The 12,978-nt window shown below is 65.6% G+C and carries 14 protein-coding genes and 2 pseudogenes; 8 read left to right on the top strand and 8 right to left on the bottom strand.

Annotation, left to right across the window (positions count from 1 at the left end):
- Positions 1 to 14: 14 nt before the first annotated feature.
- The 5 genes and pseudogenes from DF286_RS00280 to DF286_RS15525 form a co-directional block, all read left to right on the top strand.
- On the top strand, positions 15 to 629 hold the full coding sequence (locus DF286_RS00280; RefSeq protein ID WP_279379297.1) for a cold-shock protein: 615 nt from the start codon (positions 15 to 17) through the stop codon (positions 627 to 629).
- A complete protein-coding gene (locus DF286_RS00275; protein ID WP_243444666.1) occupies positions 629 to 1,123 on the top strand; it encodes a DUF192 domain-containing protein in 495 nt (164 codons plus the stop codon). Before DF286_RS00280 ends, DF286_RS00275 begins: the two co-directional genes overlap by 1 nt.
- Positions 1,124 to 1,164: 41 nt before the next feature.
- The gene (locus tag DF286_RS00270) at positions 1,165 to 1,545 is read left to right on the top strand and encodes an NADH:ubiquinone oxidoreductase subunit NDUFA12 (protein ID WP_109269616.1); all 381 of its coding nucleotides are present in this window, start codon (positions 1,165 to 1,167) and stop codon (positions 1,543 to 1,545) included.
- Positions 1,546 to 1,548: 3 nt separating this feature from the next.
- Positions 1,549 to 2,073 (top strand): outer membrane lipid asymmetry maintenance protein MlaD, encoded by a 525-nt coding sequence (gene mlaD / locus DF286_RS00265; RefSeq protein WP_109269615.1) that lies wholly within the window; start codon positions 1,549 to 1,551, stop codon positions 2,071 to 2,073.
- Positions 2,070 to 2,456: pseudogene (locus DF286_RS15525) on the top strand (DUF2155 domain-containing protein); the annotation flags it as partial. The gene mlaD and the pseudogene DF286_RS15525, both read left to right, overlap by 4 nt.
- Positions 2,457 to 2,491: 35 nt before the next feature.
- Here DF286_RS15525 and aat read toward each other — a convergent pair.
- Together aat and arsC are read right to left on the bottom strand one after the other, a co-directional pair.
- Positions 2,492 to 3,256 (bottom strand): leucyl/phenylalanyl-tRNA--protein transferase, encoded by a 765-nt coding sequence (gene aat, locus DF286_RS00255; RefSeq protein ID WP_109269614.1) that lies wholly within the window; start codon positions 3,254 to 3,256, stop codon positions 2,492 to 2,494.
- A gap of 51 nt (positions 3,257 to 3,307) precedes the next feature.
- Complete coding sequence (gene arsC, locus DF286_RS00250; protein WP_109269613.1) at positions 3,308 to 3,655, bottom strand: arsenate reductase (glutaredoxin); 348 nt, start codon at positions 3,653 to 3,655, stop codon at positions 3,308 to 3,310.
- A gap of 139 nt (positions 3,656 to 3,794) precedes the next feature.
- Between arsC and DF286_RS00245 the strand changes: the two genes are divergently transcribed.
- On the top strand, positions 3,795 to 4,481 hold the full coding sequence (locus DF286_RS00245; RefSeq protein WP_109269612.1) for a L,D-transpeptidase family protein: 687 nt from the start codon (positions 3,795 to 3,797) through the stop codon (positions 4,479 to 4,481).
- Between the two features lie 141 nt (positions 4,482 to 4,622).
- On the opposite strand, the gene accC is transcribed toward DF286_RS00245, so the two are convergent.
- Genes accC through aroQ form a run of 3 tightly spaced genes read right to left on the bottom strand, consistent with a single transcriptional unit; the run spans position 4,623 to position 6,936 of the window.
- Complete coding sequence (accC, locus tag DF286_RS00240; protein WP_109269611.1) at positions 4,623 to 5,972, bottom strand: acetyl-CoA carboxylase biotin carboxylase subunit; 1,350 nt, start codon at positions 5,970 to 5,972, stop codon at positions 4,623 to 4,625.
- A gap of 8 nt (positions 5,973 to 5,980) precedes the next feature.
- Positions 5,981 to 6,463 carry an acetyl-CoA carboxylase biotin carboxyl carrier protein gene (gene accB / locus DF286_RS00235; RefSeq protein ID WP_109269610.1) on the bottom strand — a complete coding sequence of 161 codons (483 nt, stop codon included), beginning with the start codon at positions 6,461 to 6,463 and terminating at the stop codon, positions 5,981 to 5,983.
- Positions 6,464 to 6,495: 32 nt separating this feature from the next.
- Positions 6,496 to 6,936: a type II 3-dehydroquinate dehydratase gene (gene aroQ, locus DF286_RS00230; RefSeq protein WP_109269609.1), complete on the bottom strand. Its 441-nt coding sequence runs from the start codon at positions 6,934 to 6,936 to the stop codon at positions 6,496 to 6,498.
- Positions 6,937 to 6,983: 47 nt separating this feature from the next.
- Between aroQ and thiS the strand changes: the two are divergent.
- Positions 6,984 to 7,199, top strand: a pseudogene (gene thiS / locus DF286_RS00225) (sulfur carrier protein ThiS); the annotation flags it as partial.
- A 100-nt stretch (positions 7,200 to 7,299) separates the two neighbouring features.
- Complete coding sequence (locus DF286_RS00220) at positions 7,300 to 9,282, top strand: protein-L-isoaspartate(D-aspartate) O-methyltransferase (protein WP_109269607.1); 1,983 nt, start codon at positions 7,300 to 7,302, stop codon at positions 9,280 to 9,282.
- 3 nt (positions 9,283 to 9,285) lie between these two features.
- Here DF286_RS00220 and DF286_RS00215 read toward each other — a convergent pair whose 3' ends face one another.
- From DF286_RS00215 to nadA, 3 genes are read right to left on the bottom strand one after another with little or no spacing between them, the layout of a single operon-like run.
- Entirely contained in the window at positions 9,286 to 10,215 is a 930-nt protein-coding gene (locus DF286_RS00215) for a tetratricopeptide repeat protein (RefSeq protein ID WP_158274578.1), read from the bottom strand.
- Positions 10,216 to 10,246: 31 nt separating this feature from the next.
- Positions 10,247 to 11,905, bottom strand: a complete 1,659-nt coding sequence (locus DF286_RS00210) for a thiamine pyrophosphate-binding protein (RefSeq protein ID WP_109269605.1) — start codon at positions 11,903 to 11,905, stop codon at positions 10,247 to 10,249.
- 51 nt (positions 11,906 to 11,956) lie between these two features.
- A complete protein-coding gene (nadA, locus tag DF286_RS00205) occupies positions 11,957 to 12,958 on the bottom strand; it encodes a quinolinate synthase NadA (RefSeq protein WP_109269604.1) in 1,002 nt (333 codons plus the stop codon).
- Positions 12,959 to 12,978 lie beyond the last annotated feature (20 nt).

The raw sequence follows: 12,978 nt of genomic DNA, 5'->3' as shown, positions 1-12,978 counted from the left end.
TCATAGCTAAAATCATGGTAGACTGTGCTTTAATGACTTCACGCCGTGAAATGCTTGCAAATGATGAGGCTTCGGCTGCCGATGCATCGCGCCCCAATAGCGTGGCCGATGATGGTGAGGCGCTAGTCAAGCTGACTGGGACCATGAAATGGTTCGATGCCACCCGCGGTTTCGGTTTCATGGTGAGCGAGCAGGCCAAGGGCGATGTTCTGGTGCATTTCAGCGTCCTCAAGGAGCATGACCGTCGCAGCCTTCCCGAGGGCGCTGTGATCGAATGCCTGGTTGCCGAGCAGGAGCGCGGGCTCCAGGCGCGAAAGATATTGTCTATCGACCTCAGCCACGCCGTTGCGCCGGACGTCGGCCGCGCCAAGGCCAGCGGCGACCGGATCGACCCGTCGACCCTGCTCGGGGACGCGGGCGCATTCGAGCCGGTGCGGGTCAAATGGTTCAATCGCTTGAAGGGGTATGGCTTTCTCGTGCGCGAAAGCGATGATTCGCAGGACATTTTCGTCCACATGGAGACCGTTCGCCGAGGCGGATTGTGCGATCTGACGCCGGACGAGCTCCTTCGCGCGCGTGTCGCGACAGGGAAAAAGGGGCCGCTCGCGGTCGAAGTGGAGCCGCGTTGATGTCGACCCGAAGGATGGCCGCCACGGCCCTGGTTCTGATTCTGCTCGGCTGCCGCGGCGAGCCTCCCTCCGCCGCCGAGATCGCCGCAGCGAAGCAGGAACGCCCCGCGCTCGACCAGATCGAGCTCCAGATTCAGACTGACGCCGCCACGCATCCGTTCACCGTCGAAGTGGCGCGGACGCCGGACGAGCAAGCGCGGGGACTGATGTTCCGCGAAAGCCTCGCGCCGAACGTCGGCATGCTCTTTCCCTTCCCCGAGCCGCGACCGGCAAGCTTCTGGATGAAGAATACGCTCATACCGCTCGACATGATCTTCGTCCGCCCCGACGGAACGATTGCCCGGATCGCGGTCAACACGACGCCGCTTTCGCTCGCCCCGGTCGGAGTGGGCGAGCCGGTCGCCGCCGTGCTGGAGATCGCCGGCGGGCGCTCGGTCGAGCTCGGGATTGACGAAGGCGACCGGGTGAGCTGGCCGGGCGGCCCTTCTTTCTAGGCGCTTGCGTATCATCCCCCAACGAGGCTAGGCGAGCGGCCATGGGTTTCTGGTCCAAGATATTCACCTGGTGGGACGGCGCGACCATCGGCACAGCGCTGTTCAGCCGCCGCCACGGCGAGCGCGTCGGAACCGATTCGCTCGGCAACGTCTATTTTCGGGCGAAGAAGGGCAATAAGCGTTGGGTGATCTACAACGGTCCTAACGATGCGAGCCGCATTCCGCCCGAATGGTATAGCTGGCTGCATCATCAGATCGACGGCCTGCCCGATGAGGCGCTGCCCCCGATCCGCAAGTTCGAGAAGCCGTCGACGCCGAACCTCACCGGCACGGCCCACGCCTATCTGCCCTCCGGCGCCTTGGAGCGAGGCGGGCAGCGAGCGGCGGCGAGCGGCGATTATCAGGCCTGGACGCCCGAATAGGTCATGAAGGGCCTGCTCCGGGACAACCTCGTCGAGGCCGCGGTCGGCCTGCTGGTCGTCCTGCTCGCAGGATGGTTCGTTGCCTTCGCCTGGCAGAGGACCGGCGGCGGCATCCGCGATTCGATCCAGGTCACCGCGCTGTTCCCGGCGGCGAACGGCGTGTCCGTGGGCACCGATGTTCGGATCGCCGGGCTCAAGGTCGGCAGCGTGGCCAGCCAGCGGCTGGACCCCGAAACCTACCAGGCCGAGGTGATCCTGGCGATCGACGAGGATTTCAAAGTCCCCTCCGACAGCACCGCTGCGATCACCATGGAGGGGCTGCTCGGCGGCACCTATATCACCCTCCTGCCGGGCGGATCCCCGACGCCGCTCAAAAATGGGGACGTGATTTTCGACACCCAGGGTTCGGTGGACATGATGGGTCTCATCGGCTCCTTCATCAATCGCTCCGGCGGCCGGAACTCCGCGCCGCCGCAGGACGAGGAGAATTCGGGGCTGGGCACGATGGAAGAGCTGGGGGCACAATGAGGCGCGCGTTTCCAATCGCTGCGCTCGCGCTGCTCGCGGCCTGCGGCCGGGGCGTTCCCGAGCGTGAGAAGGCGCCGGAAGGGGAGCCGGAACCGCAGACCGTCGACATTCCGCAGACGGTCACCGAAGTGGCGCCCGGCACGACGCCCATGGCCGAGCGGGTGGCGGTGCTCGGCTTTCTCAACAAGCGCAACGGCCTCTCGCGGGACCTGACGCTGAAGCCGGGGCAGGCCATCCGGGTCGACGATGTCATCGTTCGGCTGCGGGCCTGCGAGACGACGGCGCCGTGGGAGATACAGCAGCTGACGGGCGCTTTCGTCCAGGTAGACGTGCGCAATATCCAGGGGGAGTTCCAGCGAGTCTTCTCCGGCTGGCTCTACAAGGAATCGCCCTCGCTGAACGTCGTCGAGCACCCGGTTTACGACGTCTGGCCCAAAAGTTGCGCGATGACACATCCGGCCGCCGCCGCATCGACCGAGCGCGCAGGATCCGCCGCGAGCAGTCGGTCGAGCGCGCCGAATTCCGCTCCGGCCGCACCGGCAGAGGCACCGCCGGCCCCTGCAGGAGCGGAACCGGAGGCAGAGACCCGGCCGCCTGCGCCGCCGCCGCCGGAAGAGCCCGCGGACAATGCCGCGGAGAGCATCGAGACATAGCGTTTCTGGTCGACCTCGATCGCGCCGAGGCGGCCCAGATGCTCCGTCATGAACTGACAGTCGAGCAGCCGGAATCCACCGACGATCAGGCGCGCTACCAGCCAGGCCAGCGCGACCTTAGACGCATCGGGCCGAAGCGAGAACATGCTCTCGCCGAAGAAGGCGCCGCCGAGGCGCACACCGTAGAGTCCGCCGACTAGCTCCTCATCCTGCCAGCATTCGATCGAATGGGCGTGACCGAGTCGGTGCAGCAGATTGTAGCTCTGCTCGATCTGGCGGTTGATCCAGGTTTCCTCACGCTGCGCGCAATTGTGCACGACGGCGGCGAACACCTTGTCGTGCGTAACGGTGAAGCTGCCCGACCGGATCGTCTTGCGGAGCGAGCGCGACATGCGGAAGCCGTCGAGCGGAATGATCGCGCGGCGGCGCGGCTCCACCCAGAAAACCTCGTCGGCGTCGCGGCTGTCCGCCATCGGAAACACGCCGATGGAATAGGCGCGCAGCAGCAGGTCCGGGTCTAGAACCGCCATGCTTCCTGATTGATCCTCAGCGGATCGCGGGTCAAGCCGGCTCGGCGAGTTTCAGAGTATCTCGCGCACCTTGTCCTGGGGGCGGCAGAGACGAACGCCCTTTTCCGTCTCCACGATCGGTCTCTCGATGAGGATCGGGTTCTCGACCATGGCATCCAGAATCGCGTTGTCGCTGACATGGCCGCCGGCGAGGTCGAGATCCTTGGCCAGTTGCTCCTTGGCGCGCAGGCCTTCGCGCGGGCTGATACCGGCGCGGTCGTAGAGGCGGCGAAGCTCCTCCTTGGCGAGCGGCTGCTTCAGATATTCTATCACGGTGACGTCGGCGCCCGATTCATTGAGGATTTCGAGTGTCTTGCGAGACGTTCCGCACTTCGGATTGTGATAGATGGTCGCTTTCATTCTTCTTTCCTGGTTGGGCCGCTTCTCCGTTGAGGAAGCCGGCCATGAGCGTCCCGAACGGATACAACGTAAATGAGCCGGTAGCCATAAAGACGGGCTTGCGGAATAGTCCCGCGCGAAGGCGAACGGGACAGGCAGAATGACTCAGGGCAAAGCGGCGCGGCTCTACCGGAAGGGATTGGCGATTCTTCTCTGCCTCGCCGCCGGCGCCTGTTCGCAAAATGAGCCGCCGGTAGCGGCGAAAGCGACGGCTGAGCTTTCCGATTCAGCGATCGGTCCGGCCACTCCGATCGAGGCCTCGATCCCTTCGGCGCCCCTGGCCGAGACTGCGGGTCCGTCCGTCCAGTTGGCCGCTGCCCCATCGGCGAGCGCGTTCACCGTCAACACGGTGCTCAGCCTCGATCGTCCGCTGCAGCCCAACGACTATGTCTGGGACGAGGAGGGCGTGCCGGAGGGGCCGATCGGCATCGTCATCGACCTCACCGCGCAGCGCCTCTACGTCTATCGCGCCGGCGTCGAGATCGGGCGGTCGGTCATCATCTACGGCGCGGACGACAAGCCGACGCCGACGGGAACCTTCCCCATCCTGGAGAAGGACATCGACCATGTGTCGAACCTCTATGCCGGGGCGCCGATGCCCTACATGCTGCGGCTCACCTGGGACGGCATCGCCATCCACGGCAGCGGCGAGATCGGCTATGAATGGGCGACCCATGGCTGCATCGGGCTGCCGGATGAATTTGCCGCCATCCTGTTCGAAGCGGCGGGCCTGGGCGATCAGGTGCTCGTCACCCACGAGTGGATGAGCGAGCATTACACGATCTAGGTCGCGTCACACGAGATCGTCATTGCGAGCGCAGCGAAGCAATCCAGTGGGGCGCTAGCCTGGATTGCTTCGTCGCTTCGCTCCTCGCAATGACGTGAACCGGGCCAAGCGCGAAGGGCCTGGTCGCTGTCCCCGGGCGCCCTATGCGCCGTCGCGGCTCAGCCATTCCTCCAACCATTTGATCGTATAGTCGCCCGACTGGAATTCGGGATCCTCGATCAGCTTCTGGTGGAGGGGGATGGTCGTCGTGATGCCGTCGATGACGAACTCCTCCAGCGCGCGGCGGAGGCGCTTGATAGCGCCTTCGCGGCTGGTGCCGTAGACGATCAGCTTTGCGATCATGCTGTCATAATAGGGCGGCACCCGGTAGCCGGCGTAGAGACCGCTGTCGACGCGGACATTCATGCCGCCGGGCGCGTGATAGCCTTTGACGAGGCCCGGGGAGGGGGCGAAGGTCCTCGGGTCCTCGGCGTTGATCCGGCATTCGATGGCGTGGCCGCGAAAGACCACGTCCTGCTGGCGCAGGGTGAGCGGATTGCCCTCCGCGATGCGGATCTGCTCGCGGACGAGGTCGAGACCGGTGATCATCTCGGTCACCGGATGCTCGACCTGGAGGCGGGTGTTCATCTCGATGAAGTAGAATTCGCCATTCTCGTAGAGGAACTCGATCGTGCCGGCGCCGCGATAGCCCATCTCGGCCATGGCCTTGGCGACGATGCCGCCCATGCGGTCGCGCTCCTCGGCGCTGATGACGGGCGAGGGCGCTTCCTCCAGCACCTTCTGGTGGCGGCGCTGGAGCGAGCAGTCGCGCTCGCCCAGATGGATGGCGTTGCCGTTGCCGTCGCCGAAGATCTGGAACTCGATGTGGCGCGGATCGCCGAGATACTTTTCCATGTACACGGTATCGTCGCCGAACGCGTTCTTCGCCTCCGACCGCGCCTGGCTCATCAGGGTCTCGAGCTGGTCCTCCGACGGCACGACCTTCATGCCGCGTCCGCCGCCGCCAGAAGCGGCCTTGATCAGCACCGGATAGCCGATGTCGCGAGCGAGGCTCTTCGCTTCCTCGACGCTCTCGATCGCGCCGGCGGAGCCCGGCACCAGCGGCAGGCCGAGCGCACCGGCGGTGCGCTTGGCCTCCACCTTGTCGCCCATGGTGCGGATATGCTCGGGCTTGGGGCCGATCCAGATGATGTTGTGGAGCTCGACGATCTCGGCGAAGCGCGCATTCTCGGAGAGGAAGCCGTAGCCGGGATGGATCGCGTCCGCGTGGCTGATCTCGGCGGCCGAGATGATGTTCGGGACGTTGAGATAGGATTCGCCGGCCGGCGGCGGGCCGATGCAGACGGCCTCGTCGGCAAGACGAACGTGCATCGCATCGGCGTCTGCGGTGGAGTGCACCGCCACCGTCTTGATGCCCATTTCGTGGCAGGCGCGGTGGATGCGCAGCGCGATCTCGCCGCGGTTGGCGATCAGGACCTTCTTGATGGCCATGGCCGCCCTTACTCGATGATCACGAGCGGCTGATCGAATTCGACCGGCTGCGCGTCCTGGACCAGCACTTCCTTGATGGTGCCGGCGCGCGGCGCCGCGATCGGGTTCATCACTTTCATCGCTTCGACGATGAGGAGCGTATCGCCGGCACTCACCTTCTGGCCCGCCGAGACGAAGGGCTTCCCGCCCGGCTCACCGGCAAGATAGGCGGTCCCCACCATCGGCGACTTGACGGCGCCGGCATGGGCGGCGGCGAGGGACTCCTCGGCCACGGAAGCCTGGACCTGAGGGGCCGGCGCGGCGGCCAAGGGCGCGGCATGGGCCATGGGCGCGGCGGCCACCGTCATCATCTGCCTCTTGACGACAATCTTGCGGTCGCCGTCCTCGACCTCGATTTCGGAGAGATCGTTCTCGTTCAGCATTTCGGCCAGGCGGCGGACGAGATCGGTGTCGACCCGCATCGTTCCCTGGGGGTTGGTCTTATCGGTCATTGGACTCTTGGTTCCCTGTTTTGGGCGCTCTGTCAGAGACGGGCGGCGGCGTCCAGCGCGAGCTGGTAGCCGAGCGCTCCGAAGCCGGCGATGGTGCCCCTTGCGACGGGCGCGATGAAGCTGCGGCGGCGGAAAGATTCCCGCGCCGACGGATTGGACAAATGCACCTCGATCACCGGCACCGTAATGGCCTTGATCGCGTCGTGCAGTGCGACCGAGGTATGGGTGAAGGCGCCGGCGTTGAGGATCACCGTTTTGGCATCTTCCGCCTGCGCCTCGTGCAGCCAGTCTATCAGATGGCCTTCATGGTTGGACTGGCGCAGGTCGACGGCGAGGCCGAGCTCGCGCGCCCGGTCCTCGAGACGGCCGGCGATGTCGTCCAGCGTATCGGAGCCATAGATTTCGGGCTCCCGCGTCCCCAGCAGATTGAGGTTGGGGCCATTGAGGACAAAGACGGTCGGTGGTTTCGCCATGGCGGCTTCCTATATGGCCCGAAAGGCGATTGCGCAAAGGGAGCGAGATGCACGACGACGGTACCGTATCGATCAAGGTCAATGGCGACCATCGCCGGGTGGTCGCGGGAATGACGATCGCCGAGCTGGCGTCGGAGCTTGGGCTGGAGCCCACCAAGGTGGCCGTCGAGCGCAACCTGGAAATCGTGCCGCGCTCGACTCTCGCCGATGTCCGCGTCGAAGATGGCGACGATTTCGAGATCGTGACGTTCGTCGGCGGCGGTTGATTTCTCCTCCCCCGCGCGCAGAGCTCGTGGAGAGATAGGAAAACGGAACGTCCGCCGGCCGTGCCGGTTTGACTCTCGAAGCTTCCGGGAGGCCGACATGGTCGATGCACCTGTCATGGATGCCGCCGCCGCGCGCGAGCGGATGGTCGAGCGGCAGATTGCTGCACGAGGCATAACGGACCGCCGCCTGCTCGATGCGATGCGGACCGTGCCGCGCGAGGCGTTCGTGCCGGCGCATCTGCGCGAGTTCGCCTTCGAGGATTCGCCGCTGCCGATCGAAGCCGAGCAGACGATCTCGCAGCCTTATATCGTCGCCCTGATGATCGAGGCGGCGGGGCTCAAGGCGGGCGATCGCGTGCTCGAGATCGGCGCCGGCTCCGGCTATGCCGCCGCGGTGATGGGGCAGGTGGCGGACCAGGTGTTCGCCATCGAGCGCCACGCGCAGCTGGCCGAATTGGCCGCGGCGCGGATGAAGCGGCTCGGCTACGACAATGTCACCATCATCCATGGCGACGGCACCAAGGGTCTGCCGCGGGAGGCGCCCTTCGATGCGATCATCGCGGCCGCGAGCGGGCCGGACGTGCCGAAGGAGCTGCGCAACCAGCTCTCCGACGGCGGGCGACTGGTCATGCCGGTCGGCGAGCCGCATTCGATCCAGAAGCTGGTAAAGGTCACCCGGCTCGGTGATGACGATTTTCGAGCGGAAGACCTCGGCGGAGTGCGCTTTGTGCCGCTCATCGGCGCCCATGGCTTCCGGGACGAGGAAGGCGGGCGGCAGGCGCTCCGGTCGCTGCCAGAACTCATCGGAGCCGCGGCCGAGCCGTTGCCGGCGATCGACGATCCTGCCTTCGGCGCGCTCTTCGATACCTATGCCGGAGCCCGGGTCGTGCTGCTCGGCGAAGCCAGTCACGGCACATCCGAATTCTACCGCGCCCGCGCCGCCATCACGAAACGGCTGATCGAGGAGCATGGCTTTACCATCGTTGCCGTCGAGGCGGATTGGCCGGATGCGGCGGCCGTCGACCGTTATGTGCGGCATCGCCCGATACGCGAGGGCGAGGAGGCGGCCTTCCAGCGCTTCCCGACCTGGATGTGGCGCAACACGGATGTGGACGCTTTCATCCGCTGGCTGCGGCGGCACAATGAAGGTCGGGCGCCGGACGAGATGACCGGTTTCTATGGGCTCGATCTCTACAATCTTGGCGGCTCGATGCGCGCCGTCATCGATTATCTGGACGATGTCGACCCCGAAGCCGCGGCGGTGGCGCGGGAGCGGTACGGTTGCCTGATGCCCTATGCCAAGAACCCGCAGGGTTATGGCCGGATGGCCATCACGCGCGGCTTCGCCGAATGCGAGCGGCCGGTCGTCGAGATGCTGCGCGAGCTTTTGCAGAGGAAGCTCGAATATGCCGCGGAGGATGGCGACGAGTTCCTCGACGCGACCGCCAATGCCCGGCTGATCAAGAATGCCGAGGAATATTATCGCGTGATGTATCATGGGGCGGCCGAGAGCTGGAACCTGCGCGACACCCATATGTTCGAAACGCTCTGCCAGCTGCTCGATGCCAAGGGGCCTGAGTCGAAGGCGATCGTCTGGGCGCACAACAGCCATATCGGCGATGCCAGCCACACCGAAATGGGGCAGGTGCGCGAGGAGCTGAATATCGGCCAGCTCTGCCGCGAACGCTTCGGTCGGGAGGCGATGCTGATCGGCTTCGGGACCCATAGCGGCACCGTCGCCGCCGCGAGCGACTGGGATGCCCCGATGGAGGTGAAGGCAGTGCGGCCGTCGCTATCCGGTAGCTACGAGCGTGTCTCGCACGACAGCAATGTGAAGCAGTTCCTGCTCGATCTGCGCGGCGCCGAGGAGGGGCTGCGCGAGATGCTGGAGGAGCCGCGGCTGGAGCGATTCATCGGCGTCATCTATCGGCCGGAAACCGAGCGCTGGAGCCATTATTCGCAGGCGATCCTGCCGGGTCAGTTCGACGCCTGGGTGTGGTTCGACGAGACGACCGCGGTGACTCCGCTGCCGGGCAAGATCGAGGCGGCCGAAGAAGAAACCTATCCGTTCGGACTCTAGATCTTAACGGCCTTCCGGGGCCTCCTGGCTGTCGATTTTTGGCGGTTCGGGCGCCGCAGCCTCGAGGCCGAGGAGCTTCAGTGCGGCAGCCTCGCCGGACAACGCCTTCTGGGTCACCTCGGACGGCTCGGTCTTCCAGGTCTGGACGATCTCGACCGCTTGCTTCAGCTGTTCCTCGCTGAGCTCCGCCTGCATCTTGTCGCGCCATTCCTGCAGGCGCTTGGACGGCGCGTCGCCTGAGCTGCCCTGGAGCAACGCGACATAGGCGAACTGCCTGACGGGGTCCTTCGCCACCTTGCCTTCCCCGCTGTAGAGGGAGGCGAGCGCCTGGAGCGAGGGGAGATAGCCCTGCTTGGCGGAGGCGAGCAGATAGTCGAGCGCCTTGTCGGTCTCGCCCCGCTCGTAGAATTGCTGGGCGACGTCATGTTGAGCCAGCGCATGGCCGGCATCGGCGGCCGCGAGCTTGTGCTTCAGGGCCAGTTCGGCATCGGCCTCGACTGCATTCCCGCCATCACCCGCATAATAGGAACCCAGCATGTAGGCGCCGAGGGGATTGCCCGCCTCGGCGGACTGCTTGAACAGCTCGAAGGCTTTTGGGAGATCCTTCTTCGCACCGTTGGCGCCGAGATGATAGGCCATGCCGAGATGGTAAGCGGCCTCGGCATCGCCTTCTGCCGCCAGGGACGCAAGCTTGGCGATGAGGTCGTTCCCAGCTTCTCCTTCGCCGTTCGGGTCCGCGGCTTCTTCGCCCTCGATCGTCTGTTCTTGCTCGTCCGGCTGCGGATCGGCGGCAGGCTCTTCCGTCCTCTGTTCACCCGTTTCGCCGGCCGCAGCAGCGTCGAGCTCCGCCACCAGATCGTCGGAGAGCTGGGCGGCGAGAGACGGGCTCGAGATCAGAAGAGCTAGAGGGATCAGGCTTTTCGCGCGGTGCATGAGCAAGCTTTCTTCTAACGATCGGCCTATCCTACCGGCTGCGCGCCCGCTCGCGTAAGGCGGTAATCGTGGTGTTCGCCGTGATATTCTCCACATCCGTCTTGAGATGGAGGAGCTTAACGCCGGACCGTTCTTGCGCGCGCGCCAGCGCCTGTGCGAAATCTTCGGTACGCTCCACCGTTTCTGCCCAGGCGCCATAGGCCCGGGCCAGCGCGGCGAAATCGGGGTTCACCAGCTCGGTGCCGGACAGGCGCGCGGGATATTCCCGCTCCTGGTGCATGCGGATGGTGCCGTAGCTGGCATTGTCGATCACCAGGATCAGCATGTCCGCGCCATAGCGGACGGCGGTAGCCAATTCCTGGCCGTTCATCATGAAATCGCCATCGCCGGCGACGACGACCACCTGCCGATCACGGAGGCGCAGCGCCGCCGCGACGCCGGCGGGCATGCCGTAGCCCATCGAGCCGTTGGTGGGGGCGAGCTGGCTCGGCTGCTCGGCATAGCGCCAGTAGCGGTGCCACCACCCGGAGAAGTTGCCGGCGCCGTTGCAGATGATGCTGTCGGCGGGAAGCGCCTCGCGCATCTGCATGACGGCCTGGCCGAGATCGAGCGCGATGTCGCGCGGCTGCGCCGTACTCCAGTCGAGCCATTCGCGATGCGCCTCCTCGCCGGCAGTCGGGCGGGGGGAGGGCGGCTCCAGCGTTTCGAGGGCGAGGCCCACGGTCATGTCGACGCACATCGCCTGATCGGTGCGGTAGACGCGGCCGAGTTCGTTCGGATCGGGATGGATGTGGATTAGCGTCTGGCCCGGATGGTCCGGAGTGACGAGGGTGTAGCCGTCGGTCGTCGCCTCCCCGAGGCGGGCGCCGACGACGAGGATCAGGTCGGCGGCCTTGACCCGCTCCACCAGCTTGGGGTTGGGGCCGTAGCCGAGATTGCCGGCATAGACGGCGCAGTCGTTCGACACTGAATCCTGGCGCCGGAAGGCGACGGCTACGGGAAGGCCCCAAGCCTCGGCGAAGCGGGCAAAGGCGGCGCCGCCATCGCGCGTCCAGCCGGCGCCGCCGACGATCGCGACAGGCCGCTTGGCCGCCCGCAGCTTCTCGCCAATGGCGGCGATTTCCTGGGGGCAGGGGACCTGGATCGGCCGCTCGACGCGGGGACGGTCGATTGCCTCCACCTCATCGCGGAGCATGTCTTCAGGAAGCGCCAGCACGACTGGGCCGGGTCGGCCCGAGATCGCCACGGAATAGGCTCGCGCGACATATTCCGGGATACGCGCGGCGTCATCGATCCGCGCGGCCCATTTGGAGAGCGGCGCGAACATCGTCTGGAAGTCGACTTCCTGGAAACCCTCGCGGTCACGGTCGCCGCGCGCGACATCGCCGACGAAGAGGATCATCGGCGTCGAATCCTGCATCGCGACATGGACGCCGACCGAGGCATTGGTGGCGCCCGGCCCGCGCGTCACGAAAGCGATGCCGGGGCGACCGGTCATCTTGCCGTCGGCCTCGGCCATATAGGTGACGCCGCCTTCCTGGCGGCAGACGACGAGGTCGATCTGAGGCGTATCATGCAGCGCGTCGAGCGCGGCGAGATAGCTTTCGCCGGGGACGCAGAAGATGCGGTCACATCCCTGCGCCAGGAGATTGTCGACGAGGATGCGGCCACCGGTGCGGATATTGGTCATAGTCGGCCGCTAGCCGCTTCCCGGTGAGATTCCAATCCCGCCGCTCGCCGCCTAGGCGCTGGCGAAGATCGGACGGCCGACGTCGCCTTGCCCCACGGTCCGTCCGGCCATGTCGAGCATGCGATCGAGCGACTTCTTGGCGGCGAGGCGGAGCTCCTCGTCCATTTCGATCCTCGGCTGGAGGTCGCGAAGGGCGACGTAAAGCTTCTCCATCGTGTTGAGCGCCATGTAGGGGCACATGTTGCAGTTGCAGTTGCCGTCCGCGCCCGGCGCGCCAATGAAGGTCTTGTGCGGCGCGGCCTTCTCCATCTGGTGGATGATGTGCGGCTCGGTCGCGACGATCAGCGTCTCGTCGGGCGAACGCAGCGCATAATCGAGGATGCTCGAGGTGGAGCCGACATGGTCGGCATGGTCGAGGATATGCGGCGGGCATTCGGGATGTGCGAGCACCGGCGCGCCCGGATGCTGCGCCTTGAGCTTGAGTAGCTCCGTTTCCGAAAACGCCTCGTGCACGATGCAGACGCCCGGCCAGAGGAGCATGTCGCGTCCGCTCTTGCGCGAGAGATAGCCGCCGAGATGGCGGTCGGGGCCGAAGATGATCTTCTGGTCCTTCGGGATCTGGTCGAGGATGATCTGCGCGGACGAGCTGGTGACGATGATGTCGGAGAGTGCCTTCACCGCCGCCGAGCAGTTGATGTAGGTGAGGGCGATATGGTCCGGATGGGCCTCGCGGAACGCCTTGAACTGATCGGGCGGGCAGCTGTCTTCCAGGCTGCAGCCGGCGTCCATGTCGGGCAGTACGACGATCTTCTGCGGCGACAATATCTTCGCCGTCTCGGCCATGAAGCGCACGCCGCAAAAGGCGATGACGTCGGCGTCCGTCGCCTCGGCCTTGCGGCTGAGATCCAGGCTGTCACCGACGAAATCGGCTAGGTCCTGTATCTCGGGCTTCTGATAATAATGGGCCAGGATGACGGCGTTGCGCTCCTTGCGCAGCCGATCGATCTCCGTGCGGAGGTCCAGACCCTTCAAGCTCATATTGGGTGCGTTCATGCTCTTCCCGTTCCATGGGA

Origin of the sequence: Sphingosinicella humi (assembly GCF_003129465.1) — a bacterium.
Classification (GTDB): domain Bacteria; phylum Pseudomonadota; class Alphaproteobacteria; order Sphingomonadales; family Sphingomonadaceae; genus Allosphingosinicella; species Allosphingosinicella humi.
Note: the sequence above shows the minus strand (reverse complement) of the source record. Positions and strands in the feature narration are given on the sequence as shown.